General features: G+C 72.5%; 22 protein-coding genes. 16 read left to right on the forward strand and 6 right to left on the reverse strand.

Annotated features, from left to right (window positions below):
* Positions 1 to 83: 83 nt before the first annotated feature.
* The 12 genes from ACFYOY_RS05940 (at position 84) to ACFYOY_RS05995 (ending at position 13,437) form a co-directional block, all read left to right on the forward strand.
* Positions 84 to 1,304, forward strand: coding sequence for an NAD(P)/FAD-dependent oxidoreductase (locus tag ACFYOY_RS05940; RefSeq protein ID WP_388585057.1), 1,221 nt, complete (start codon positions 84 to 86; stop codon positions 1,302 to 1,304).
* Positions 1,301 to 1,696 (forward strand): (2Fe-2S)-binding protein, encoded by a 396-nt coding sequence (locus ACFYOY_RS05945; protein ID WP_388585060.1) that lies wholly within the window; start codon positions 1,301 to 1,303, stop codon positions 1,694 to 1,696. The genes ACFYOY_RS05940 and ACFYOY_RS05945 overlap by 4 nt, the downstream gene beginning before the upstream one ends.
* Positions 1,686 to 3,155, forward strand: coding sequence for an FAD-dependent oxidoreductase (locus ACFYOY_RS05950; RefSeq protein WP_388585063.1), 1,470 nt, complete (start codon positions 1,686 to 1,688; stop codon positions 3,153 to 3,155). The genes ACFYOY_RS05945 and ACFYOY_RS05950 overlap by 11 nt, the downstream gene beginning before the upstream one ends.
* Before the next feature lie 119 nt (positions 3,156 to 3,274).
* Positions 3,275 to 3,664: a molybdopterin-binding protein gene (locus ACFYOY_RS05955; RefSeq protein ID WP_208905651.1), complete on the forward strand. Its 390-nt coding sequence runs from the start codon at positions 3,275 to 3,277 to the stop codon at positions 3,662 to 3,664.
* A gap of 62 nt (positions 3,665 to 3,726) precedes the next feature.
* Positions 3,727 to 4,566, forward strand: a complete 840-nt coding sequence (gene modA, locus ACFYOY_RS05960) for a molybdate ABC transporter substrate-binding protein (RefSeq protein WP_351883437.1) — start codon at positions 3,727 to 3,729, stop codon at positions 4,564 to 4,566.
* Between the two features lie 53 nt (positions 4,567 to 4,619).
* The gene (locus ACFYOY_RS05965) at positions 4,620 to 5,438 is read left to right on the forward strand and encodes an ABC transporter permease (RefSeq protein ID WP_351883886.1); all 819 of its coding nucleotides are present in this window, start codon (positions 4,620 to 4,622) and stop codon (positions 5,436 to 5,438) included.
* Positions 5,435 to 6,532, forward strand: coding sequence for an ABC transporter ATP-binding protein (locus ACFYOY_RS05970; protein ID WP_388585067.1), 1,098 nt, complete (start codon positions 5,435 to 5,437; stop codon positions 6,530 to 6,532). Before ACFYOY_RS05965 ends, ACFYOY_RS05970 begins: the two co-directional genes overlap by 4 nt.
* Before the next feature lie 160 nt (positions 6,533 to 6,692).
* Positions 6,693 to 7,406, forward strand: coding sequence for a DUF4232 domain-containing protein (locus ACFYOY_RS05975; RefSeq protein ID WP_351883433.1), 714 nt, complete (start codon positions 6,693 to 6,695; stop codon positions 7,404 to 7,406).
* Positions 7,407 to 7,860: 454 nt separating this feature from the next.
* On the forward strand, positions 7,861 to 8,544 hold the full coding sequence (locus ACFYOY_RS05980) for a hypothetical protein (protein ID WP_351883431.1): 684 nt from the start codon (positions 7,861 to 7,863) through the stop codon (positions 8,542 to 8,544).
* A gap of 459 nt (positions 8,545 to 9,003) precedes the next feature.
* Positions 9,004 to 11,319, forward strand: a complete 2,316-nt coding sequence (locus tag ACFYOY_RS05985) for an MMPL family transporter (RefSeq protein WP_388585071.1) — start codon at positions 9,004 to 9,006, stop codon at positions 11,317 to 11,319.
* A gap of 124 nt (positions 11,320 to 11,443) precedes the next feature.
* On the forward strand, positions 11,444 to 12,760 hold the full coding sequence (locus ACFYOY_RS05990) for a sensor histidine kinase (RefSeq protein WP_351883427.1): 1,317 nt from the start codon (positions 11,444 to 11,446) through the stop codon (positions 12,758 to 12,760).
* The gene (locus tag ACFYOY_RS05995; RefSeq protein WP_351883425.1) at positions 12,757 to 13,437 is read left to right on the forward strand and encodes a response regulator transcription factor; all 681 of its coding nucleotides are present in this window, start codon (positions 12,757 to 12,759) and stop codon (positions 13,435 to 13,437) included. The genes ACFYOY_RS05990 and ACFYOY_RS05995 overlap by 4 nt, the downstream gene beginning before the upstream one ends.
* Before the next feature lie 42 nt (positions 13,438 to 13,479).
* On the opposite strand, the gene ACFYOY_RS06000 is transcribed toward ACFYOY_RS05995, so the two are convergent.
* Entirely contained in the window at positions 13,480 to 14,439 is a 960-nt protein-coding gene (locus ACFYOY_RS06000; protein ID WP_351883423.1) for a PhzF family phenazine biosynthesis isomerase, read from the reverse strand.
* Positions 14,440 to 14,547: 108 nt separating this feature from the next.
* Here ACFYOY_RS06000 and ACFYOY_RS06005 point away from each other — a divergent pair, with 108 nt between their 5' ends.
* Positions 14,548 to 15,447 carry a LysR family transcriptional regulator gene (locus ACFYOY_RS06005; RefSeq protein WP_351883421.1) on the forward strand — a complete coding sequence of 300 codons (900 nt, stop codon included), beginning with the start codon at positions 14,548 to 14,550 and terminating at the stop codon, positions 15,445 to 15,447.
* Positions 15,448 to 15,463: 16 nt separating this feature from the next.
* Here ACFYOY_RS06005 and ACFYOY_RS06010 read toward each other — a convergent pair whose 3' ends face one another.
* The 4 genes from ACFYOY_RS06010 to ACFYOY_RS06025 form a co-directional block, all read right to left on the reverse strand.
* Positions 15,464 to 15,895: an NUDIX hydrolase gene (locus ACFYOY_RS06010; protein ID WP_351883419.1), complete on the reverse strand. Its 432-nt coding sequence runs from the start codon at positions 15,893 to 15,895 to the stop codon at positions 15,464 to 15,466.
* 151 nt (positions 15,896 to 16,046) lie between these two features.
* On the reverse strand, positions 16,047 to 17,189 hold the full coding sequence (locus ACFYOY_RS06015) for an SPFH domain-containing protein (protein WP_388585075.1): 1,143 nt from the start codon (positions 17,187 to 17,189) through the stop codon (positions 16,047 to 16,049).
* Positions 17,190 to 17,200: 11 nt separating this feature from the next.
* Positions 17,201 to 17,452 carry a hypothetical protein gene (locus ACFYOY_RS06020; protein WP_351883415.1) on the reverse strand — a complete coding sequence of 84 codons (252 nt, stop codon included), beginning with the start codon at positions 17,450 to 17,452 and terminating at the stop codon, positions 17,201 to 17,203.
* A gap of 118 nt (positions 17,453 to 17,570) precedes the next feature.
* A complete protein-coding gene (locus ACFYOY_RS06025) occupies positions 17,571 to 18,200 on the reverse strand; it encodes a hypothetical protein (protein WP_388585078.1) in 630 nt (209 codons plus the stop codon).
* A 399-nt stretch (positions 18,201 to 18,599) separates the two neighbouring features.
* Here ACFYOY_RS06025 and ACFYOY_RS06030 point away from each other — a divergent pair, with 399 nt between their 5' ends.
* Together ACFYOY_RS06030 and ACFYOY_RS06035 are read left to right on the forward strand one after the other, a co-directional pair.
* On the forward strand, positions 18,600 to 19,982 hold the full coding sequence (locus ACFYOY_RS06030; protein WP_351883411.1) for a hemolysin family protein: 1,383 nt from the start codon (positions 18,600 to 18,602) through the stop codon (positions 19,980 to 19,982).
* Positions 19,979 to 20,998 carry a hemolysin family protein gene (locus ACFYOY_RS06035; RefSeq protein WP_388585081.1) on the forward strand — a complete coding sequence of 340 codons (1,020 nt, stop codon included), beginning with the start codon at positions 19,979 to 19,981 and terminating at the stop codon, positions 20,996 to 20,998. The genes ACFYOY_RS06030 and ACFYOY_RS06035 overlap by 4 nt, the downstream gene beginning before the upstream one ends.
* A gap of 9 nt (positions 20,999 to 21,007) precedes the next feature.
* Here ACFYOY_RS06035 and ACFYOY_RS06040 read toward each other — a convergent pair whose 3' ends face one another.
* Positions 21,008 to 23,305: a protein kinase gene (locus ACFYOY_RS06040; RefSeq protein WP_388585084.1), complete on the reverse strand. Its 2,298-nt coding sequence runs from the start codon at positions 23,303 to 23,305 to the stop codon at positions 21,008 to 21,010.
* 336 nt (positions 23,306 to 23,641) lie between these two features.
* On the opposite strand from ACFYOY_RS06040, the gene ACFYOY_RS06045 reads away from it, so the two are divergent.
* Positions 23,642 to 24,319 carry a DUF4232 domain-containing protein gene (locus ACFYOY_RS06045; RefSeq protein WP_388585086.1) on the forward strand — a complete coding sequence of 226 codons (678 nt, stop codon included), beginning with the start codon at positions 23,642 to 23,644 and terminating at the stop codon, positions 24,317 to 24,319.
* Positions 24,320 to 24,471: the final 152 nt, after the last annotated feature.

The raw sequence follows: 24,471 nt of genomic DNA on the forward strand, positions 1-24,471 counted from the left end.
ATGGTGGGAGAGACATCCGATTCCCGTGGGCGCCCCTCCGGCCCGGGGCCGCTCGGCAAGCGCGAAAGCCCGGGTGACCGGTCGTGACCCCGGACCGGCGCATCACGACTCCGGGGATCACCGAGGAGCTGCCGAGGACCGCCGACCTGGTCGTCATCGGCGCCGGAGTGGTCGGCGCGGCCGCGGCCTGGTTCGCCGCCCTGGCCGGGCTGCGGGTCGTGGTGGTCGACCGGGGCGCCGTCGCGGGCGGCACCTCGGGCGCGGGCGAGGGAAACGTCCTGGTCTCGGACAAGGAGCCGGGCCCGGAGCTGGAACTCGCCCGGTACTCGCGGCAGGTGTGGGGCGAGGACCTGGGCGCGTACGGCGGGCTGTGGGAGTTCGAGTCCAAGGGCGGGCTGGTGGTCGCCTCCACACCCACCGCCCTGGGCGCGCTGCGGACGCTGGCCGAGCGGCAGCGGACCGCGGGTGTCGACGTACAGGAGGCGTCCGGGGCGGAGCTCCACGCCCTCGAACCGCGGCTGACCCGCGAGGCCGCCGGGGGCGCGCTGTATCCGCAGGACGCCCAGGTGCAGCCCATGCTGGCGGCGGCGCATCTGCTGCGACTCGCGCGGCGGCGCGGAGCGGTGGTGCGGACGCGGACGGAGGTGGTGGGGTTCCTGCGGCCGGGCGACGGGCCCGCGGGCTCCCCGGTCACCGGCGTACGGACCCCTCACGGCACCGTCAGCGCCCCCGCCGTCCTCAACGCGGCGGGCACCTGGGCCGGTGCGGTGGCGGGGCTCGCGGGCGTCGGGCTGCCGGTGCTGCCGCGCCGCGGCTTCGTCCTCGTCACCGAACCCCTGCCGCCCGCGACCGTACGGCACAAGGTCTACGCGGCCGACTACGTGGACGCCGTGGCCAGTTCGGACGCGGAGCTGCAGGCGTCGCCGGTCGTGGAGGGCACGGGCGGCGGCACGGTGCTGATCGGCTCGACCCGGGAGCGGGTCGGTTTCGACCGGCGGCCGTCCCCCGCCGCCCTGCGGGCGCTGGCCCGCGGCGCCATCGGGCTGTTCCCGGTGCTGGCGTCGGTGCGGGCGATGCGCGTGTACGCGGGCTTCCGGCCGTACTGCCCCGACCATCTGCCGGTCATCGGGGCCGACCCGCGCGCCCCCGGGCTGTGGCACGCCTGCGGCCACGAGGGCGCGGGCATCGGTCTCGCGGCGGGGACGGGGAAGTTGATCGCGCAGGCCCTGACGGGGGAGGCGACGGATCTGGACCTGACGCCGTTCGCCCCCGAACGCTTCGCATCGGAAGGAGGGCGCGGATGAGCCACGCGGGAAGTGAGCGCAGCTCACGCACGGAATCCCCGCCGTACCGGCTGAGCTTCGACGGCGCGACGGTCATGGCGCTGCCCGGGCAGAGCGTGGGCGCGGCGCTGGTGGCGGCCGGGATCGTGGCCTGGCGGACGACGAGGCGGGAGGGCAGACCGCGCGGGCTGTTCTGCGGGATCGGGGTGTGCTTCGACTGCCTGATCACCGTGGACGGGCGGCCCGGCCAGCGGGCCTGTCTGGTCCCGGCACGGAACGGGATGCGGCTGTCGGCGGAGGACGGTGGCGTGGATGGCGGTGACGGTGGCCGTGGCGGTGACGGTAGCCGTGGCGGTGTCGATCGCGGTGTAGACGGCGAGGGCGAGGGCGGTGGTGATGGCGATGCCGATTGATCCGCCGACGTATGACGTGGCCGTCGTGGGCGCGGGACCCGCCGGGCTCTCCGCCGCCGTCGGCGCCGCCGAGGCGGGCCTGGATGTGGCCCTCATCGACGCGGGGCGGCTGCCCGGCGGCCAGTACTGGCGCCACGACGAGGAACACTCCCCGCACCCCGGTCACCGCGACGGGCGGCTCTTCGCCCGCCTCCGCGCCCGGCTGCACTACCAGCGGCGCCTCGGCCGCCTCCACTACCTCCCCGGTCATCAGGTCTGGCTGATCGACCGCCCCCGCCCGGACACCGGGCCGTTCGCCCTGCACCTGAACGGTCCCTACGACACCGCCCCCGTCGAGCGGGACCGGGTGCGGGCCCGCGCCCTGGTGCTCTGCTGCGGCGCCCACGACCGCCAACTGCCGCTCCCCGGCTGGGAGCTGCCCGGGGTGATGGCGGCCGGAGGCGTCCAGGCGCTGCTGAAGGGACATCGGACGGCGGCGGGCCGCCGGGCGGTGGTCGCGGGCACGGGCCCGTTCCTGCTGCCGGTGGCGACGGGCCTGGCTCAGGCGGGTGTGCGCGTCCTCGCCGTATGCGAGGCCAACCCGGCGCACGGCTGGCTGCGCCACCTGGGCGGGGCGGCGCGGGCGCCCGCCAAGTCCGCCGAGGCGCTGCGGTACGCGGCGCTGATGGCCCGCCACCGCATCCCGTACCGGACACGGGCCGCGGTGACCGAGATCCTGGGCGAGGACCGGGTGCGCGGGGTGCGGCTCGACGGCGGCGAGGTGCTCGAGGCCGATCTGGTGGCGCTGGGCTGGGGGTTCACCCCCGCCCTCGAACTGCCCCTGATGGTCGGCGCCGACACCCGGCGCGACCTCGACGGCTCCCTCGTCGCCGTGGTCGACGCCCATCAGCGCACCACCGTCCCGGACGTCCTGGCCGCGGGGGAGACCACGGGCGTGGGCGGCGCGGCGCCGGCCGTCGCGGAGGGACGGCTGGCCGCCCTGACCCTGGCGGCGGCCCACGGGCTGCCGGTCGATCCGCGCGCCGTACGGCGGCTGCGTACCACGATCCGCCACGGCCGGGCCTTCGCCGCCGCCCTGCACCGCACCTACCCCGTGCCCGCCGGGTGGACGGAGCAGTTGACGGAACGCACGGTGGTCTGCCGCTGCGAGGAGGTCACCTACGGGGAGCTGTGCCGTGCCCGCGGCGAACTCGGCGCCGAGGACCCCCGCACCATGAAGCTCCTGGCCCGCCCGGGGATGGGCTGGTGCCAGGGCCGGATCTGCGGGTTCGCCGTCGCCGCCGTCACCGCGTCGCTGACCGGCCGCCCGGCCACGGCGGAGGATCTGCGGCCGCTCTCGGCACGGCCGTTCTCGGCCCCGGTGACGCTGGGGGAGCTGGCGGGGATGGCGGACGGGGAGCCGACCGGGATGGCGGACGGGGACGAGGAGTCCGGAGCCGACGCGGACGACGAGCCCTGAGCTTGCGCCCCTGACGTCCCCGGCCCTCGCGCAGATGCCAGCCTTCGTACCCGAATCGTTGGACGGATACCACCTGACCGCCATGTACCAGCTCGCAGATGCGGCGCTACCATCGGCGGATGCATACGTACCGGATCGGTGAGGCCGCGGCCCTGATGGGGGTCAGTGCCGACACGCTGCGGCGCTGGGTCGACAGCGGACGGCTGACCGCCGAACGGGACGAGCAGGGGCGCCGGATCATCCCGGGCCCGGCGCTCGCCGCGTTCGCCCGCGAGGTCGCCAGGAGCGCGGAGCGCGACAACCCCGGCTCCTCGGCCCGTAATCGCTTCTCGGGCATCGTCACCGAGGTGATCCTGGGCGATGTGTCCGCGCAGGTGGAGATCCAGGCCGGGCCGTTCCGCGTGGTGTCCATGATCAGCCGGGAGTCGGCGGAGGAGCTGAAGCTGGAGCCCGGCGTCCCGGCCGTCGCCGTGATCAAGTCGACCAACGTGGTCGTGGAAACCCCGTGAGCACGCGCGCCGAGGGCGGCAGTGGCAGAGGCGGCAGAGGCAGAGAGGGAGAGACAGACTCCATGACGACCCGTTCCGTATCCGGATCCCGCCCCCGAGTCCGTTGGAGCTACCGTGCGGTGGGCGGTTTCGCGCTCGCCGCCATGGCACTCACCGCCTGCTCCTCCGGCGGCGACTCCGACGACTCCGCCAAGAAGTCCGACGCCGGCTCCTCCTCGAAGAAGCCGTCCGGCACGGTGACCGTGTTCGCGGCGGCCTCGCTGAAGGAGAGCTTCACCGCGCTGGGCAAGACCTTCGAGAAGGAACACCCCGGCACCAAGGTCTCCTTCAACTTCGGCGGCAGCGACGCCCTCGCGGCCAGCATCACCTCCGGCGCGCCCGCCGATGTCTTCGCCGCCGCGAGCCCGAAGACCATGAAGACCGTCACCGACGCCAAGGACGCCAAGGGCACCCCGGCCACCTTCGTCCGCAACCAGCTCGAGATCGCGACCCTGCCGGGCAACCCGAAGAAGATCGCGACGCTGAAGGACCTCACCCGCTCCGGGCTGAAGGTCGCGCTGTGCGCCAAGGAGGTGCCCTGCGGCTCGGCGGCCCAGAAGGCGCTGGACGCGTCCCAGCTCAAGCTCACCCCGGTCTCGTACGAGCAGGACGTCAAGGGCGCCCTGACCAAGGTGCAGCTGAAGGAGGTGGACGCCTCCGTCGTCTACAAGACCGATGTGAAGGCGGCGGGCGGCAAGGTCGCGGGTGTGGAGTTCCCCGAGTCCGAGCAGGCCATCAACGACTATCCGATCGCCCTGCTGAAGAACGCCCCCAACGCCGAGGCGGCCACCGCCTTCATCGACCTGGTGAAGTCCGCGCAGGGCCAGAAGGTGCTCGGCGAGGCCGGTTTCCTCAAGCCGTGACGGAGCAGAAGTCCAGGCCGGTGCCGGACGCCGCGACGGGCCCGACGGAGGTTGTGGAAGGTACCCGGAGACGGTCCGGCACCCCCCGCTTCCGGTCGGGGGTCCCGCTGCCGCTGCTGCTGCCCGCCCTCGGCGGCCTGGTCTTCCTGGTGCTTCCGCTGGTGGCACTGCTGGTCCGCGCGCCGTGGCGGAGCCTGCCCGACCAGCTGACCAGCGTCGCGGTGTGGCAGGCGCTGCGGCTTTCGCTGATCACCGCGACCGCCGCCACCGCCGTGGCGCTGGTGCTGGGCGTCCCACTGGCCTGGCTGCTGGCCCGCGCCCGCTTCCCCGGCCGCCGGCTGGTGCGCGCCCTGGTGACCCTGCCGCTGGTGCTGCCGCCGGTGGTGGGCGGTGTGGCGCTGCTGCTGGCGCTGGGCCGCAACGGGATCGTCGGCCGCTGGCTGGACTCCGCGTTCGGCATCACGCTGCCGTTCACCACGGCGGGGGTGGTGATCGCGGAGGCGTTCGTGGCGATGCCGTTCCTCGTGATCAGCGTCGAGGGCACGCTGCGGGCCGCCGATCCGCGCTACGAGGAGGCTGCCACCACCCTCGGTGCCTCCCGCTTCACCGCCTTCCGGCGCGTCACCCTGCCGATGGTCGCGCCCGGCGTGGCCGCGGGCGCGGTGCTGGCGTGGGCGCGGGCGCTCGGCGAGTTCGGCGCCACCATCACCTTCGCGGGCAACTTCCCCGGCCGTACGCAGACGATGCCGCTGTCGGTCTATCTCGCGCTGCAGAGCGACCCGGCGGCCGCCATCGCGCTCAGCCTCGTCCTGCTCGCCGTCTCCATCGCGGTCCTGGCCGGGCTGCGCGACCGTTGGATGGCCGCCTCATGACCACGGACACGTCCCTCACCGAGAACGCCGGGCCGCGCACCGACGGCCTCGACGCCCGCCTCGTCGTGGACCGCGGCACCTTCCGCCTCGACCTGCAGCTGTCCGCCGCGCCCGGCGAAGTGGTCGCCCTGCTCGGGCCCAACGGCGCGGGCAAGACCACCGCCCTGCGCGCCCTGGCCGGACTCACCCCGCTCACCACGGGGGCGCTGCGACTGGACGGCCGGACCCTGGAGGAGCCGGAGCGCCGGCTGAGGACCCCGCCCGAACACCGCCCGGTCGGCGTCGTCTTCCAGGACTATCTGCTCTTCCCCCATCTCACCGCGCTCGACAACGTGGCCTTCGGCCCGCGCTGCCACGGGGTGCCGAAGGCGGAGGCCCGCGCCCAGGCGGCCGACTGGCTGGAGCGGATGGGCCTGACCGACCGCGCGGGCGCCAAACCCCGCGCCCTGTCCGGCGGTCAGGCCCAGCGGGTCGCCCTCGCCCGCGCCCTCGCCACCCGCCCCCGGCTGCTCCTGCTGGACGAGCCGCTGGCCGCGCTGGACGCCCGCACCCGCCTCGACGTGCGCGCCGGGCTCCGCCGCCACCTGGCCGAGTTCGAGGCGGTGGCCGTCCTGGTCACCCATGACCCGCTGGACGCGATGGTCCTCGCCGACCGGCTCGTGGTCGTGGAGGAGGGCCGTATCGTCCAGGAGGGCGCCCCGTCGGACATCTCCCGCCGCCCCCGTACCGACTACATCGCCAGCCTCGTCGGCCTCAACCTCTACCAGGGCCGCGCCGACGGCCACACCGTACGGCTCGACGGCGGCGCCACCATCACCACCACCGAGGACCTCACCGGCCCGGTCTTCGTCGCCTTCCCACCCGCCGCCGTCACCCTCCACCGCGACCGTCCCGACTCCAGCGCACGCAACCTGTGGCGGCTGGAGGTCGCCGGTATGGAGTCGCACGGCGACCAGATCCGCGTCGACCTCACCGGCGAACTCCCCCTGCTGGCCGACCTCACCACACCCGCCGTGGCCGAACTCGCCCTCCACCCGGGCCGCACCGTCTGGGCCACCCTCAAGGCGGCCCAGACCCACGCGTATCCGGCCTGAGCCGGGCCCCGGCCGGACGGGCCGTCGGTCCCTGCGCCACCTGAAGCGCGACGGTTAGCCGGGTGTTAGCGGGGCGGCAGCCTTGCGATAGCGGCCCCGAGCAGAGTGGATGTCGTACCGAGGAGACAACGACACCGACTGCCCCCGGGGGGGACCCGAAATGAGCTCCAACACCACTGTCCGCACCGCTCGTCGCCGCACCCTGCGCATCGCCGCCGCGGCCCTGACCGCGGCCGCCGCCCTTACCCTGACCGCCTGCAATGGCTCGGACGCCAACGCCTCGAAGCCCGCGGCCGGCGCCGAGTCCAACGGCGGGGGCTCCTCCGCCGGAGCGCAGGGCTCCGGTGCCAAGGCGGAACCCGCGGCCAAGGTCGACACCGATGCGGGCGCCGCGGACAAGCAGTCGAGTGGGGCGCACGCCGCCGACGGTGACCGGGCGGGCTCGGGCGTCCAGCGCTGCCACACCTCCGGCCTGGAGGCGTCGTTCGCCACGGGTGAGGACGCGACCCCGGACCCGAACGCGGGCGGCTCGACGACCACCAGCATCGTGCTGACCAACGCCGGCGACCGCACCTGCAAGATCGGCGGCTTCGCGGGCGTGGACCTCACGTCCGAGAACGGCGGTCAGGTCTGGTCGTTGGCCCGCTCGTCGGCCAAGTACGGCTCGATCACCCTGGGTCCCGGGGACAGCACCGACTTCACGATCAACCTCGCCATGGCCGACGAGAGCGAGGAGGGTTCCTACATGCCCGCTTTCGCCGTCGTCACTCCGCCGAACGAGACCTCCTCGCTGAAGGTGGAGTGGCCGTGGGGCGCGCTCGTCGACCAGCGAGCCGCCACCCACCCGGCCACCTTCGTCAACCCCATCGGCTGATCACCTCGGCGCTGCCCCGGACATGAGCCAAGAACATCTCCGAGCGGGACCAGTCCCGCCGACGCTGCGCACAAGAAAGTCCGCTGCCCCGGTGCGACACACCACGGCAGCGGACTTTCCGCTTCACGGACCTGACCGCCCAGCAGATCCCGAGTCGCCGAAAGACCGTCAACGTGTCTTGCGGACGGCTTCAGTGGGTTGCGACCATCCCTGCATGGGCTCGCGGTGACGTTCGTGGCCACCGGCGAGGGCGGCCGTGCCGCCGAGGACCAGGCCTGCGCCGAGTACCTGGACCGGCTCCTGTCTAGCGGCCGCTGCGAGGGTGAGGACGGCCTGAAGTGGCCCCGGCTGGGGAAGGGTGGGGGACATGAGGCGGGGGGAACACGGGGAGAGTAGGCGGTTTGCGCGGCGGGCCGCGTGGCGTCGGTACGTCGTCGCGTCCGTGGTGAGCGGTGTGGCTGTCGCGGTGGCGGTCACGCATGTGCTGGCGCCGGACCTGAAGATAGACAACGTCACCGTCGCGCTCCTGGTGGTAGCGGTCGTGCCCTGGCTGCGGGATCTGCTCAACAGCATCGAACTGCCGGGCGGGGTCCGCCTGGAGTTCAAGGAGGCGGTCGAGCAGCGCATCGAGGCCGCCGAGCGCATCGCCGACGCCGCCCTCGTCGGAAGTGGCAACGACGGACCGGAGACCGACGACGCCACCGCGCTGGCGGACGTGCGCCGACTGGCCGCCGAATACCTCGAGGTCCGTAGGTCGATGGCCAGTGGCTCCGCCCGTACGCAGCGCATGAGCGGCATCTTCGCCCGGCTGGTGCGCACCACCCAGCGGCTCGCGGACCCCGACCTCGACGGCTGGCTCACCTCCCCGGACGGCGGTCTGCGGCTGGCGGCGTACGCGCGGCTGTACGCGGTGCCGGTACCGGACGCGCTGACCCTCCTCGCCGACGCCGTCGTCAAGGAGCCGCTCGCCTTCAACCAGTACTGGGGCATTCACGCGCTCGACAAGGTCGTTGACGCCGTCGGGGTCGAGGATGTGCCGCCGGGCGTCGTCCGCCGTCTGGAGGACTGCCGACCGCGTGGCAGCGACCGGGTGGCCCTCCTGCGACGTCTGATCACCAAGCTCCACGGCCTGCATTAGTGGTCTGGCGCCGCCGGTAGGACCCATCCGGATCGACGGTCCCTCGGGGTACCCCCGAAAAAACGCTTGATATGAAGCAACTAATTTGTCAAACGTTTTCAAGAGGGGTACCCCACCCCCTCCCGGGCCGCCCGGCACCAACCCCGGCCCCCGACCGGCGCAGCCGCCACCGGCGCCCACCCCCACCGACCCGGCGCCCGGCGGCGGTGCCGCGCCCCCCCACCCCGCCGCCGTTGCTCAATTGCGCCGAAGGCGCGAAACGGCGCCGCACCCAACCACCTCGATCAGCCCGGACCCCCAGTCACCCCACCGGGTCCGTCGTACCAGCGGCGGACCCTCTCGGCCGGTCCGTACTGCGTTTTCAGTAGCGCGAACCGTCGGCAGGCGCACGACGACAGGACGGCCCGCTTCCGGAGAGCCTGGGCGGACAGTCGGCACCAGATGTGGAGACCTCCTGCCGTGGCTACTTTCCTTTACCGAGTGGGCCGTCTGGCCTTCCGGCGACGCTGGTACGTCGCCCTGGTCTGGGCGGCCGTCCTGGCCGCTGTCGGACTGGGTGCGCTCAAGGCTCCGGGAGCCTCCGACGAGGAGTTCTCCATGCCGGGCATCGAGTCGCAGAAGGCGTTCGACCTGATGGAACAGCGCTTCCCCGGAGCCACCGCCGACGGCGCGACCGTCCGGGTCGTCTTCGTCGCGCCGAGCGGTGAGAAGGTCATCGCCACCGAGAACAAGCGGGCCGTCGAGAAGGCCGTGGCCGACCTTGCCGACGGCACGCAGGTGGCGAGCGCTGCCGACCCGTTCCAGGCGAAGGCCGTCAGCGAGGACGGCACGACGGCGTACACGACCGTCACCTACAAGGTCGCCGCCGACGACCTCACCGCCGCCGACAGGACGCGGCTGGAGCGGGCCATCCACACGGCCCAGGACTCCGGGCTCACCGTCGAGGCCGGCGGAAGCGCGATGGACGACGGCGGCGGGGCCGGTGGTGCGGCCGAGGTGATCGGTGTCGTGATAGCCGCCGTCGTGCTCCTGGCCACCTTCGGTTCGCTGGTCGCCGCCGGACTGCCGCTGCTGACCGCCCTCATCGGCGTGGGCGTGAGCACGGCCACCATCCTGACCCTGTCCCAGGCGCTGGGCCTGTCCACGACGACCGGCACCCTGGCGATGATGCTGGGCCTCGCGGTCGGCATCGACTACGCCCTGTTCGTCGTCTCCCGCTACCGCGAGGAGCGCGCCAAGGGCCGCGCGCCACAGGAGGCGGTCGGTCTGGCGGTCGGCACGGCCGGTTCCGCGGTCGTGTTCGCCGGGCTCACCGTGGTCATCGCGCTGGCCGGACTCGCGGTGGTCGGCATCCCGATGCTCACCCAGATGGGCCTGGCCGCGGCGGGCGCGGTCGTCGTCGCCGTACTGATCGCGCTGACACTGGTCCCGGCGCTCCTGGGCTTCTGGCCGAACGCCGTGCTCCGGCGGCAGGCCCGCAAGAGCGGGCGGATCGAGGAAGAGGGCACCCGGAACAACGGGGGCAGCCGCTGGGCGCGGTTCGTGCTGCGGCGCCCGCTGCCCGTGCTGCTGCTCGGCGTGGTGGGCCTCGGAGCCCTCGCGGTGCCGATGACGGACCTGCAGCTCGGCATGCCCGGGGACGAGGCCAAGTCGGCCTCCACCACCGAGCGGCGGGCCTACGACGCGCTCGCCGAGGCTTTCGGGCCGGGCTTCAACGGGCCGCTGACCGTCGTCGTGGACGCGAAGGGGGACGACGACGCGAAGGGGGGCGCCGACGCGAAGGACGCCGCCGAGACGATCGCGAGGGAACTCCGCGGCACCAAGGGCGTCGTCTCCGTTTCCCCGGCCCGCTTCAACGAGGCTCGTGACACGGCTGTCTTCCAGGTCGTGCCGTCCACGGCGCCGACCGATGAGAAGACGAAGGACCTGGTCACGACCATTCGGGGCGAGCGGCCCGAAGTCGAGTCCGAGACCGGGGCGACCTTCGAGGTCACGGGCACCACCGCGCTGAACATCGACATCTCCGACAAGGTGCAGGCCGCGCTGATCCCCTATCTGGTCGTCGTCGGGGGCCTCGCGATCGTGCTCCTGCTGGTGGTCTTCCGGTCCCTGCTCGTCCCGCTGAAGGCGGCCCTCGGCTTCCTGCTGTCGGTGCTGGCCTCCCTCGGCGTGGTCGTTCTCGTCTTCCAGCAGGGCCACGGCGCCGGAGTCCTGGGCGTGGAACAGACCGGCCCGATCATGAGCCTGATGCCGATCTTCCTGGTGGGCATCGTGTTCGGTCTGGCCATGGACTACGAGGTGTTCCTCGTCTCGCGGATGCGGGAGGCGTACGTCCACGGCGAGGGACCCGGCCAGGCGATCACATCCGGCTTCCGGCACAGCGCCCGTGTGGTGGTGGCCGCCGCGCTGATCATGATCGCGGTGTTCGCCGGGTTCGTCGGCGAGGGCGACTCCATGATCAAGATGATCGGGTTCGGACTCGCCTCCGCCGTTCTGTTCGACGCCTTCGTCGTACGGATGGCGATCGTGCCCGCCGTGCTCGCCCTGCTCGGCGACAGGGCCTGGTGGCTGCCGAAGTGGCTGGACCGGCTGCTGCCCAACGTCGACGTGGAGGGCGAGGCACTGAGCCGCCGACGGGAGGCGGACCTGGAAGCGGCCCGGGAGGCGGATCCGGAAGCGGATCCGGAAGCGGATCCGGAAGCGGACCCGGAAGCGGACCCGGAAGCGGACCCGGAACGGGCCGGGACGCCCGGCCAGGAAGTGGCCCGCACCTGATACGACCACCCTGCCCACCCCACCGGGACCACCCGTGGCGAACGCCATGGGCGGTCCCGGCAGCCGTTCGCACGGGGAGCGGGGAACGGTCACGATGGCCCCAGAGCGACGACCGGAGAGCCCGATGAGCACCAGCCTTGAGCGTTACACGGACCGTTTCGAGCAGTACGCCGACCGCTACCCCCGCGTCGTCGACGTGGTGCTCGTCCTGGCACTGATGGGCTGTGCGACCCTCGGCAGCAATCTCACCCTGCCCGGTGCCGACCCACCCGACCAGGACAGGACCGCCATCGTCCTCATGGGCGTGTCCTGCCTCGCCCTGCTGAAGTACCGCACCCACCCGCGCACCGCCGTCGTCGTGACCGCGGTCTGCACCGTGATCGCGATCTCGCTGGGGTATCTGCTCACCCCCCTGCTGCTGGGCCCCGTCATGGCGGCGCTCTACTGGCTGGCCACGCTCACCGACCGCAAGACCACACGCGTCTTCGGCGTCACCACCATGGCGGCGCTGATGGCCGCGGCGGTGTTCGCCGACTCCATGGACAGCCTCTCCCTGCTGCTCAGGACGATCGGCCCCTTCTTCTGGCTGCTGCTGCCGCTCGCCGCCGGCAACATGACCCGGCTGCGGCACGCCTACCTGGCATCGGTGCAGGCCCGCGCCGAACACGCCGAGCGCACCAGGGAGGAGGAGGCACGGCTGCGCGTCACCGAAGAGCGCATGCGCATCGCCCGCGAGCTGCACGACGTCGTGGCCCACCACCTGGCCCTGGCCAACGCGCAGGCCGGTACGGCCGCCCACCTCGCGCTCACCAGCCCGCAGCAGACGAAGAAGATCCTCACCGACCTGACCGGCACCACCTCCTCCGCACTGCGCGAGCTGAAGGCCACGCTGGGACTGCTGCGCCAGAACGACGACCCGGCCTCCGCATCGCTGGAGCCGTCCCCCGGCCTCGCCCGCCTGCCCGAACTGGTCTCGGCGTGTGCGTCCGCGGGGCTCACCGTCACGGTCACCACGACAGGGGAGCCCCGCCCGCTCTCCCCCGGGGTGGACCTGACCGCGTTCCGGATCGTGCAGGAGGCGCTCACCAACGTCACCAAGCACGCCGCCGCGGACGCCGCGCACGTACGCATCGCCTACGCCGGATCACGTCTGCTGATCACCGTCAGCAACGACGGTCCGGACACCACCGGCACCACCAGCCGCACCAGCACCACCGATGTCGAAGAGGCCGCGCCGAGCCGGGGCTTCGGCGTCTTGGGCATGCGTGAACGCGCCCACACCATCGGCGGCGAACTCCGTGCGGGCCCCCGCCCGGAAGGCGGCTTCGAGGTCACCACCGCGCTGCCGCTCCAGCCCTCGGCACCCGAGACGGCCCCTCAAGCGGCCCCCCAGGCGGCCGTAGCCGCCACCGATGTTCCAGCAGGAGGAGAAGAGTCATGACCATCAGGGTGCTGCTCGCCGACGACCAGGCCCTGCTGCGGGCCACCTTCCGGATCCTGATCGACTCCTGCGAGGACATGACGGTGGTCGGCGAGGCATCGGACGGCGCGGAGGCGCTGGAACTGACCCGCGCCCACCGCCCCGACATCGTCCTCATGGACATCCGGATGCCGGGCACGGACGGTCTCGCCGCAACCTCCGCGATCTGCGCCGACCCGGAGCTGGCCGCCACCCGCGTCCTCATCCTGACGACGTTCGAGACCGAGGACTACGTCGCCCAGGCGCTGCGCGCCGGTGCCAGCGGCTTCCTCGGCAAGGACGTCACCGCCGACACCCTGCTGGCCGGCCTGCGCACGGTGGCCTCCGGCGAGGCGCTGCTGTCACCCGCCGCGACCCGCACCCTCATCACGAACTTCCTCATGTTCCCCGCCCCCGACGCCCACCTCGCGCCCCCGGAGCGCCTGTCGGAGCTCACCGGCCGTGAGCGCGAGGTGATGGGACTGGCCGCCGAGGGCAGGTCCAACGCCGAGATCGCCGAGATCCTCACGCTCAGCCCGCTGACCGTGCGCACCCATGTTCACCGCGCGATGATGAAGCTGGGCGCCCGCGACCGCGCCCAACTGGTCGTCATCGCCTATCAGACGGGCCTGGTACAGGCGGCTCCGCCCGTACCGTGACCGCCGAGGCCGGTGTCACGCGTCGATGATTCGCACCGTTCCTCACCCGCTCTGCGGGATCCGGACGGCCTGCCCGCTGACGCGCACCCGGGGCTTCTCGGGCGTGACGTCGAGCAGGAGATCGCTGGGCCGACCCATGTCCTCGCCCTGACGGATACGGACCCGGGTCGGGCCGTCGACCAGGCCGAGTGCCCGCAGATAGCCGCCGAAGGCGGCGGCCGCGGCGCCGGTGGCCGGGTCCTCGACCACCCCGCCGACCGGGAACGGATCGCGGGCGTGGAAGACCAAGCCATGCGTAAGGCCGTCCGCGGAGCTGACCGCCGAGCCGTCCGCGGAACCGTCCGCGGAGCCATTCGCGGCGCCATCCGCTGCCTCGCGCCACACCAGATGGACGGTCGTCCAGCCGCGCCGCCGCATCACCGCATCGAGCGCGTCGTAGTCGTAGTCGAGGTCCGCCAGCCGCTCGCGGGTGGCGGCGGCCAGGACGAGGTGGTCGTTGCCCGCGAAGGCGACATGCGGGGGCAGGGCCGGGTCCAGGTCGTCCGCGGACCAGCGCAGCGCCGCCAGCGTCGGTTCGACCTCCGCGCCCGGGTCGGCCGGGCGCGACCGCGTGGGAACGCTGGTGAGCGTGGCGCGGGACGGGCCGTCGCCGTCGGCCGTGGTCTCGACGCGGATCTCGCCCGAGGCGGTGTCGAAGACCAGCTCGCCGGGGCCGTCGCGGTCGGCGAGGGCGACGGCCGTGGCGATGGTGGCGTGTCCGCAGAAGGCGACCTCGGCGAGCGGGCTGAAGTACCGCAGCCGGTAGCGGCGCGCGGCCTCGTCCCGCTCGGTGATGAACGCGGTCTCCGAGTAGCCGACCCGCGCGGCGACGGCGGTCATCGCCGCGTCGTCGTCGGCGAGGGCCGCGGCGTCGAGGACCACACCGGCGGGATTGCCGCCGTGGGGGCGGGTGGTGAACGCGGAGTAGTGCAGAACGTCGATGTCCGTCGTGGGTGCCGTCATGCCGTCCACGGTTCCACCGCGGCCGGTATCGCGTCCAACGATTCCTTTCGCTGGAAGAGATCGAGAAACCCGATGGGGCCAGGTGGAGGGCTGCCTATCCTGACCGTCGTGGACACACGACTCCTGAGGACCTTCGCGGCGCTGGCGAGAACCGGCAGCTTCACCGCGACCGCCGCGGATCTCCATCTCGCCCAGTCCACCGTCACCGTCCAGATACGCACCCTGGAACGGGAGCTGGGCACCCGCCTCTTCGACCGGCTGCCCTCAGGTGCCCTGCCGACCAGCGCCGGCCGCCGGTTGCTGAAGGAGGCCGAGGAGGTCCTGGACGCCGAGGCGCGGCTGCGCGCGGTGGCGGCGGCCGGAAACGGCGACGGCGCGGACGGCACGGTGGAGGGCCCTGTCGCCCTCGGCGCGGGCGAGTCCCTGTGCGCATCGCACCTCCCCCGCGTGATCGCCTCCCTGCGCCGCACCCACCCCGGTATCGACCTTCACCTCCACCCCGCGGGCACCGCGGCGGCCGTCGAGGGACTGCGTACGGGCCGGCTCGACCTCGTTCTCCTCCTCGAACAGGACGTGACCGAGGCCGACTTGGTGGCCCGCCCCATCGCCCGCGAACCCCTCGTCTACCTGGCCGCCCCCGGCCACCCGCTGGCCGGACGCGAGGCGGACTGGGACGAACTGGCCGCGCAGAGCTTCTTCGTCCACGAACAGGGCTGCTCCTACAGCGACCACCTCGTCCGCACCCTGCTCACCCTCCCGGGCCCGCCACCCCGCCTCACCCGCTTCGGCAGCATCGAGGCCGCCCGCTCCTGCGTCGCCGCCGGGCTCGGCCTGACGCTGCTGCCCCGCGCCACGGTGGAACGCCAGCTCGCCGACGGCCACCTCGCCGAAGTCCACGGCCCACCCATCCCCCCGGTCCCGGTCCACCTCACCCGCCACCGCCGCCGCTGGACCAGCCCGGCGGCGCGGGCGGTGGCGGACGAGCTGACGCGGCTGCTTCCGGCGTGACCCGTGGCTGCGGGGGTCAGACCAGCGTGACGCCGTCGTGGGCGCGGACCGCCGGTGGGCTGGTGGCGTCGAGGGCGTCCAGGATGCGCACGGCGTACGCCTCGTCGGCGAGGTCGGGGACCTCGGCGCGGGCGGCCCAGCGCCAGGCGCGGGTGCGGGGGCCCGTGGCGGGGGTGCCGTCGAGGGCCTCGCAGCGGAAGACGAGGGAGACAGTGAGGCCGTTCATGTCCTTGTAGACCCCGGTGAGCGCGGCCGGGAGCGCGATCTTGACGCCCGTCTCCTCGAGGATTTCGCGCTGGAGGGCGTCGGGGATGGTGGCGTCGGGGTCGAGCGCACCGCCCGGCGGTTCCCAGGTGCTGCCGTCACGCCGTTTGATCAGCAGCGCTCGGCCGCGCTCGTCCACGATGACTCCGGCGACGCTGACGCGGTGCGGGCGGTCAGGGGTCACGTTCCTCGGCCCTCTCGGCTGGCTGGGTTTCTCACGGTAGCAACGGCCGGACGGGGCCGGGGCCATGACCGGAGAGCCAGACCCCGCCGCCCATCCACCGACCCGGCCGTACGAGCCGACGAGCCGTACGGGCTTCATCGGCTCTGCGGGCCTAGCGAACCTCGACCGCGCCGCCGTCCGTCCCGCTCGGGTGCTTCGGCTCGTCCTTCGGGCTCGGCGTGCCCATGTTGCGCCGCACCGCGTCCAGGATGGTCAGCCCCTGGCCGACCAGGCCCGCCGCGATCTCGCCCAGCCCGTCGGCCCCGTTGAGGACGTTGACGTTCGCCCCGGACAGCCCGGAGGCGGCCTCCTTGACGATCTGCGGGAGTTGGTCGATCAGCATGCGGTCCAGCGCCACCCGGCCGTGTGAGGCCGCCGCCTCGGCCTGGATCTTCATCCGCTCCGCCTCGGCCAGCGCCACCACCCGGATCCGCTCGGCCTCCGCCTCCGCCGGCTTCACGATCTCGGCCACCAGCTGCTGCTGTCGCAGATCCGCCGCCCGCTGGGCCAACTCGGTCCGCGCGGCGAGCACTTCCCGCTGGGCGTGCGCCTCCGCCAGCGGTCCCGCCTGGGCGGCCTCGGCCTGGGCGCGGTCCACCTCGGCGCTGTACCGGGCCTGGACCACCGCCGTCTGCCGCGCGTACTCGGCCTGGTTGCGCGCCGCCTCCTGCTCCGCCTCGGCCGACGCCTGGCTGGCCTGCGCCTGGGCGATCTGGGCCTGCCGCTGGATGGCGGCCTTGTGCGGGGCGGACATCGCGTCGATATAGCCGGTGTCGCCGTCGTCGATCGACTGGATCTGCAACGAGTCCACGATCAGACCGATCTTCGCCATCTCCGCCTTGGAGGTGTCCAGCACCTCGGTGGCCAGCTTCTGCCGCTCGGTGATGATCTCCTCGACCGTCATCGAGCCGATGATGGACCGCAGATGGCCCGCGAAGATCCGCCCCGTCAGCACCGCCATCTGCTCCTGGTCGGAGAGGAAGCGCTGCCCCGCGTTGACGATGGACTCGGTGTCATTGCCCACCTTGAACGCGATCACCGAGCGCACCGTCAGCGTGATGCCCTGTCGGCTGACGCACTTCTCCTCGACCTCCGCCTCACACATCGCCAGCGTCAGGAAACGGACCTTGCGGAAGACCGGAAGCACGAACTTGCCGTGCCCGGTCACCACGCGAAACGGCGCACCCCCCTGTCCGCGCCTGCCCCCCGAGATCAGCATCGCCTGGTCGGGTGCGGGCACGCGGTAACCGAACATCCTTCGTCTCCTCAGCCGGCGCCGCCGGGCATGCCGGACGACGCGTTCAATGGATCGGTCCACTCGATGACGTCGACCTGGCGGGAGCCACGGAAGTCGATCACGAGGACGGACGCGCCTCGGGGCAGCGGGTCGGCAGACCAGGCGAGGAACGTCTCCGAACCGCCTCTGACCCGCACCAGGACCTCACCGGGACCACCGGCGCCCCGGGTGCCGAGTACCAGCACCCCGGTGCAACCGATCACAGGATCATCCGGTGTCATACGGCGGCCGCCCCCCAGTCGTTCCGCTGCTAAAACCCGACGTTAGACCGTTTTCCCGGCGCCGGATACGGTTGTGCGCAGCGAGGACCGGATGAACCGCCACCCGCGCGGATGGCCGCTACGAGGTGGCGTCCTTGGCTTCGGTGTCCTTGGCGTCGGCCTTGGAGTCGGTGTCGGTGTCCGCGTCGTCCTCGGCCGAGTCCTCGAAATACGCGTCGAGCACCGCGTCGAGCTCCGCCGTCCATTCCTTGAGGAGCTTGCGGGCGGGTGCCTCGACATCGGCCGTGTACCAACGCCGGTTGGTCATATAGACCGTGATCCCGAAACGCTTCCCGAACCGCGGGGTGTCGACTTCCACCGCGCCGATCTCGTCCCATCCGAACTCGGCCTTCTCGCCGTCGAGTTCGAACGCGACACCATGGCGCCCGGCCCGGATCGCACCGCGCCGGTCGGACACGTCGAAGACGACGCCGCCGTCCTCCCCGCCGTCCTCTTCCGCTTCCGCGCCGTCGCCGTCCGCTTCCCCGTCGGACGCGACGTCGCCCTTCGCGTCGGCTTCGTCGTCGGACTCCGCCTCGGCGTCGGCGCCTTCTCCCTCGGCGCCTTCCGCCTCGTCGACGTCGTCCTCGGCGGTGACTTCCTCCGGCGGCCGCTCTGCTGCGTTGTCCGGTGCGTCCTCCTCCACATCGGCAGGGCGCGGGGACGTCAGGCCGGGGACATACCCCGGATCCGTCCCGGCTGTGTGCATGGGCGGGATGATCGGTCCAGTGCTCTGCTCCACGGCGGGAAGTATTGCCGATAAACCTGTGCCGACGACAGGCAACCCCGTCCCCAATCGAGCCGACCCGGAAAAGCCGCAGGTTATGCGGAGCGAATCTCGACGCGGGCCGGGGCGCGGACCGTGGCCCGCACCTTTACCGGCCCTTTACTATGGGTGTGGGGACACTGCCTTCCCCGGACATGTGCGGATCCACCGGACGTCCCGGCGAGCCACCTACCAGCGATGAAGGAGCACCAGACCCGCGATGGGCGACCCTGACCCTCCCAGTACCACCCGTGCCACCCCCCGCCCGCTCCTCACGAGGATGCTCCTCACCACGGCGTCCCTCACCAGGGCCCCCCTGAGCGGGCAGACGGCGGTGGCACGGTGACCGAGATCCTGTTGCTTCTCCTCGCGCTGGCGCTCACGCTCGCCTGTGCGCTCTTCGTGGCCGCCGAGTTCTCCCTCACCACCGTTGAACGCGGTGACCTGGAGCGCGCCGTCGAAGCCGGTGAGCGCGGGGCCGACAGCGCGCTGATGGCGGTGCGCCGACTGACGTTCCAGCTCTCCGGGGCCCAACTGGGCATCACCGTCACCTCCTTGGTGATCGGCATGCTCGCCGAACCCTCGCTGGCCGCCCTGCTCCAGAGCCCGCTCACCGCGCTCGGCCTACCCGAGGGCGCGGCATCGACGACCGCGCTGGTGCTGGGCGTGGCCCTCTCCACGGTGGTGCTGATGGTCGCCGGGGAGCTGGTGCCCAAGAACTGGGCGATCTCCCGCCCCCTGCACGTGGCCAAGGCGGTCGCCGCCCCGCAGCGTGCCTTCACCGCCGCCTTCGCCCCGCTGATCCACCACCTCAACAACACGGCCAACCGCCTGGTGCGCCGTCTGGGCCTGGAGCCCGCCGAGGAGCTGGCCTCCGCCCGTACCCCGGACGAACTGGTCGCGCTGGCCCGCCACTCGGCCGCCGCGGGCGCGCTGGAACAGGACGCGGCGGAGCTGTTCGTCCGTACGCTCCATCTGAGCGAGCTGACCGCCGAGAACGTGATGACCCCGCGCGTGGACGTCCAGGCGCTGGAGGCCCACGCCACCGCCGCCGACGCCGCCAACCTCACCCTGGCCACGGGGCGTTCCCGCTTCCCCGTCTACCGCGACACCCTGGACGAGGTGGTCGGCACCGTCCACATCCGCGACGTCCTCGCCCTGGACGCCGCGAACCGCGCCACCACCCCCGTTACCGACCTGGCCACGCCCCCGCTCCTGGTCCCCGACAGCCTCCCGGTGGACCGGCTGCTGGACCGGCTGCGCAGGGCGCACACCATGGCCGTGGTCATCGACGAGTACGGAGGCACGGCGGGGGTCGCCACCCTGGAGGACATCGTCGAGGAGATCGTCGGGGACGTACGCGACGAACACGACACCGACGAGACCCCCGGCCTGGTGCCCCTCGGCCCCGGCGCCTGGGAAGCGGACGGCGGCGTACGGCTGGACGAGCTCACCGGCATCGGCCTGACCGCCCCCGAGGGCCCGTACGAAACGGTGGCGGGCCTCCTGGCGACGGCCCTCGAGCGCATCCCGGCGGCCGGGGACACCATCGAGACCGGGGGCTGGCAGCTCACGGTCCTGAAGATGGAACACCACCGCGCCGACCGCGTACGGATCACCGAGACGGCCGAGACGGCCGAGACGGCCGAGACGGCCGAGACGGCCGAGACGGCCGAGACGGCCGATGCGGCCGAGACCGCCGAGATCACCGAGGCCACCCGATGACCGTCCTCCAACTCGCCATCGGCGCCCTCACCCTCCTGACCAACGCCTTCTTCGTCGGCGCCGAATTCGCCCTGATCACCGTACGCCGCAGCCAGATCGAACCGCGCGCGCAGGCGGGGGAGAAGCGGGCGCGCGGTGTGCTGTGGGCGCTGGAGCACCTGTCCGCGCTGATGGCCACGGCTCAGCTCGGCATCACCATCTCCTCCCTCGCCCTGGGCGCGGTCGCCGAACCGGCCATCGCCCATCTGCTGGAGCCCGTCTTCGACGCCGTCCATGTGCCGCACGCCCTGGTGCATCCGATCGCGTTCGTCGTCGCGCTCACGGTGGCCACGTATCTCCACATGCTCATCGGCGAGATGGTCCCCAAGAACATCGCCCTCGCCGCCCCCGAGCGCACCGCACTCCTCCTCGGCCCGCCCCTGGTGGCCCTCACCCGCCTCCTGCGCCCCGTCGTCTTCGGCGTCAACGCCTTCGCCAACGCCGTACTGCGGCTGCTGAAGGTCGAGCCCAAGAACGAGGTCGAGGCGGTCTTCACCGACGACGAACTCATCCGGCTGGTGCGGGACTCCAGCGACGCCGGGCTGCTCGACCAGTCCGGCGGCGACCGGCTGCGCGACGCCCTGGAACTGGGCACCCGGCGGGTCGGCGGCATCCTCGTCCCCCTCGACGCGATGGTCACCGTCGACCATCGCGTCACCCCCGCCCAACTGGAACGCACGGCGGCCGCCTCCGGCTACTCCCGCCTGCCCGTCACCGGCCCCGGCGGCGCCATCCTGGGCTACCTCCACATCAAGGACACCCTCGGGGCCGTCGACCGGGACCTCCCCTTCCCCCGTACCGCCGTCCACACCATCCCCCATGTGCGGGCCGACACCCCGCTGGACGACACCCTCAGCACCATGCGCGCCACCGGCGCCCACCTGGCCGTCGTGACGGCCGACACCGGTACGACGGTCCTCGGCTTTGTCACGATGACGGACGTCCTGGACGAACTCGTGGGACCGGCCCCGGCGTAACGGCGCCGATCAGGACGGGGGCCGCGCCGAGGGACGGTCCGGGCGCACGGAGAATGCCGTGTCCCCGGCCGTCCCCACGATCGCGTCCTGGACGAGCACCACCCTCGGCTCCGTGTCCTGAGCCGCCGTCCCGGGGTTGTCCAGCGCGGCCGTGCGCCACGCCTCCGTGCCGTCGTCCACGTTCAGCGCCAGCAGCCGGCCGAAGCGGTTGGAGAAGTACAGCTGCCCGTACCGCCTCGACAGCACGGGTGCGGACAGGCTCTCCGTCTCCGTCGACCGCTGCCACAGCTCCCGGCCGCTGTCCGCCGACACCGCGGTGACCGTGCCGTTGGCACGGACGAAGTAGACGACACCGCGCAGCAGGGTCGGCTCACCCAGCACGGGGCGGCGCAGCGGGATCCGCTTCGTCTCGCCGGTGCTCGGATCCACCCGGAGCATGAACGTGTACGGGCGCTCGTACCCCGAGTCGTACACCTCCTTCGCGGTCTGCGGTATCAGGAACAGCGGCTTGCCCGCGGCCGCGCCGATGGTCAGCGTCTTCTTCGGAAGGGCGGTGAGTTCGTGCTGCTTGCCGTCGGAGGCGTCGAACCGCAGCAGGTCGTACGGGCCCTCGGCGGCCAGGCCGTTGGAGGCCACGGGTGAGCACAGGCCATATGGTTCGCCGCCCAGCACCGTCGGCTCGCAGTACTTCCCCTGGGGTGCCGGTGACTGCCACAGCCGCTCACCCGACGTCCCGTAGGCGACGAGCTGACTGCCGTCCGGCGACAGCGTCAGCACCCCGCCGCGGAACAGCCGCGCCGGCGCGGAGCCGTTGATCCGTTGCTGCCACCGCTGTCGCTTGGGGGCGGCGTCCAGGGCCACCACCCACCGGTGGCCATCCTCCGACGCCCGGTAGGCGTAGGCGATTCCGTCCCGCACCCCGATCGGGCGCGCCGCCTGGGGGCGGGTGCCCCAGCGCCACAGGACGCGCCCGGTGGCGGCGTCGACCTTGGCGATCGTGAACCCGTTTCCGCCGCAGTACAGGGTCCGGCCGTTATCCGGGACACATCCGGATTGCTGGTAGACGAGGGGCGGCCCCTCGGTCTCGACCCGCAGATCCGTCCGCCACGGCTTCCAGCCCTCGGGGAGTGACGCGGGCTTTTGGGACGGCGCGGTGGCGGAGGCGGCGGACGCATCGCCCGACGACTCCGTCATGTCCGGGGCGAAGACCGCCGCCGCGACGGTCAGGCCGGTGACGGCCAGGGCCACCCCGGCGGAGGTGACGACGAGCCGCCGCCGGGCTCCGCGCCTCGGTCCGGTCCCGCCCGGTCCGGGGGGCTGCGAGCCGGGGGGCTGGGTATCGGGCTGCGGATGGGGCCCGGGAGCGTGGGCCGAGGGGGCGGGAGGATGCCCAGCGGCGGCCGCTCCGGGACCACCATCCGCCCTGGGACCACCGGCCGCTCCGGGACCACCGGCCACCCCGGGACCACCGGCCGTTTCGAAGCGCTCCGCCGCGGGGAAGTCCGGCAGCGCACGCAGCATATGGTGCAGTTCGTCCAGCTTCGGCCGGGCCTCCGGCTCCTTGGCCAGACAGCGTTCGGCGATGCCCCGCAGCGGTGCCGGGACCTCGTCCAGCGTCGGATGCTCGTACATCACCTGGTAGCCCGACAGATAGGGGCTGTCGGACTCGAAGGGACTGCTGCCCCGCGCCGCGAACACCAGCAGCGACCCCAGCGAGAACACATCCGACGCCGCTGTGACGTCCCGCGGACTGCGCAGCTGCTCCGGCGACATGAACGGCGGGGTGCCGAGCACCCGCCCGATGGTGACGGTGAGCGTCTGGCTGTCGACGGCGCGGGAGATGCCGAAGTCGATGACGCGCGGCCCGTCCTCGGCCATCAGGATGTTGGCCGGCTTCAGGTCCCGGTGCACCACCCCGGCCCGGTGGATCTCGCGCAGCGCCTCGACCAGCCCGAGGCCGAGCGTCCGCAAGGTGTGCCCGTCCAAGGGGCCGTTCTTCCGTACGACCTCGGAGAGGGTGCGCCCCGGCACGTACAGCGTGGCCATCCACGGCCGGTCGGCCTCCGGATCGGCGTCCACGACGGGGGCGGTGAACGCCCCGCTCACCCGGCGCGCCGCCGCGACCTCCTGCCGGAAACGGGTCCGGAACTCCTCGTCCTGCGCGTACTGCTCGTGGACCAGCTTGAGCGCGACCTGCCGCCCCGAGGCCGAACGCCCGAGATAGACGACGCCCATGCCGCCCGACCCCAGCCGGTCGACCAGGGCATAGCCGCCTATGGATTCCGGATCCCCGGTGGCCAGCGGCATCGCCGATCCCCTTTCCCGCGCTGTCTCCGCGTCTTGAACGGCCGTACCGGACTCCTAGATTAGGTCGGCGGGAGCACCGGCGGACCAGGTGGCCCAGGGCGTGGCGGAACGGTTACCAGCGGAGCGCCGGCCGACGGAGGGACAGATGGACGGCCCGGCGAACGGGCGGTTCGGCCAACTGGAGTTGCGGACCGCGCCGTTGCGTTAGTACGGCGTTAGCGGAACGGCGTTGCGGCAGCAGCTTTACGCCAGCGGACCACGGCAGGCTCATAGCCATACCGAGGGCCGGTGGGGAACACCGCCGGACCACCGACCCGCCCCAGAGGGAGAACCACCATGAACGTCACCGCTTACCGCCGCGGACGCACCGTCCGTACCCTCGCCGCCTCCATGCTGGCCGTCGCCGCGCTCGGCCTGACCGCGGCGTGCGGCGGTAGCGGAGACGGAGGTTCGGACAACGCGGGCAAGGCGAACCCGTCGGCCTCGGCGGACAAGGCGGCCAAGGGGGGCAACGCGGGCGCCAAGGACGCCAAGGACGCCAAGGACGCGAAGGACGCGAAGACGCAGGCCCAGAAGGCCGGGGCGGGGTCCGAGGAGGAGCCGATCGGCGACTGCGACGTCAACAAGACGGCCTTCTCCCTCCAGAAGGTCAAGAACCCGATCAACCACCTGCTGCTCAAGACGACCAATGGGGCCGGCGTGGACTGCAAGCTGGTCGGTTACCCCGGCCTGAAGTTCGGCGAGGACGCACAGTCCGCCACCCCGGTGAACGAGGACAGTCAGCCGCAGTCCGTCGTCGTGCTCGCCCCGGGCGAGAGCGCCTATGCGGGCATCACCACCTCCGCGGGGGACGGCTCGGGTTCGGAGGGCAGCGAGGTCAACTCGCTCGAGGTGTTCGTCGACGGCAGCGAGGACCCCGCGAGCGTCGAACTGCCCGGCGGCTCGGTTTACATCGACAGCTCCGCCCAGGTCACGTACTGGCAGACGACTGCGCAGGACGCCCTGACCTGGTAGGACCACGCGACCCTCGGTCCATGTACATGAACGCTGTCTTGCATAGGAGACAGCACCCCTGGAGTATGAAGCGACGTTGCCGGTGTGGAGAAGGAACAGCGGCGTCGCAGAGGTGGCGAACAGCGCCGTTCACCAGCGCGTACGCGCATACG

This window comes from Streptomyces sp. NPDC007875 (genome assembly GCF_042868035.1).
GTDB lineage: Bacteria > Actinomycetota > Actinomycetes > Streptomycetales > Streptomycetaceae > Streptomyces > Streptomyces antimycoticus.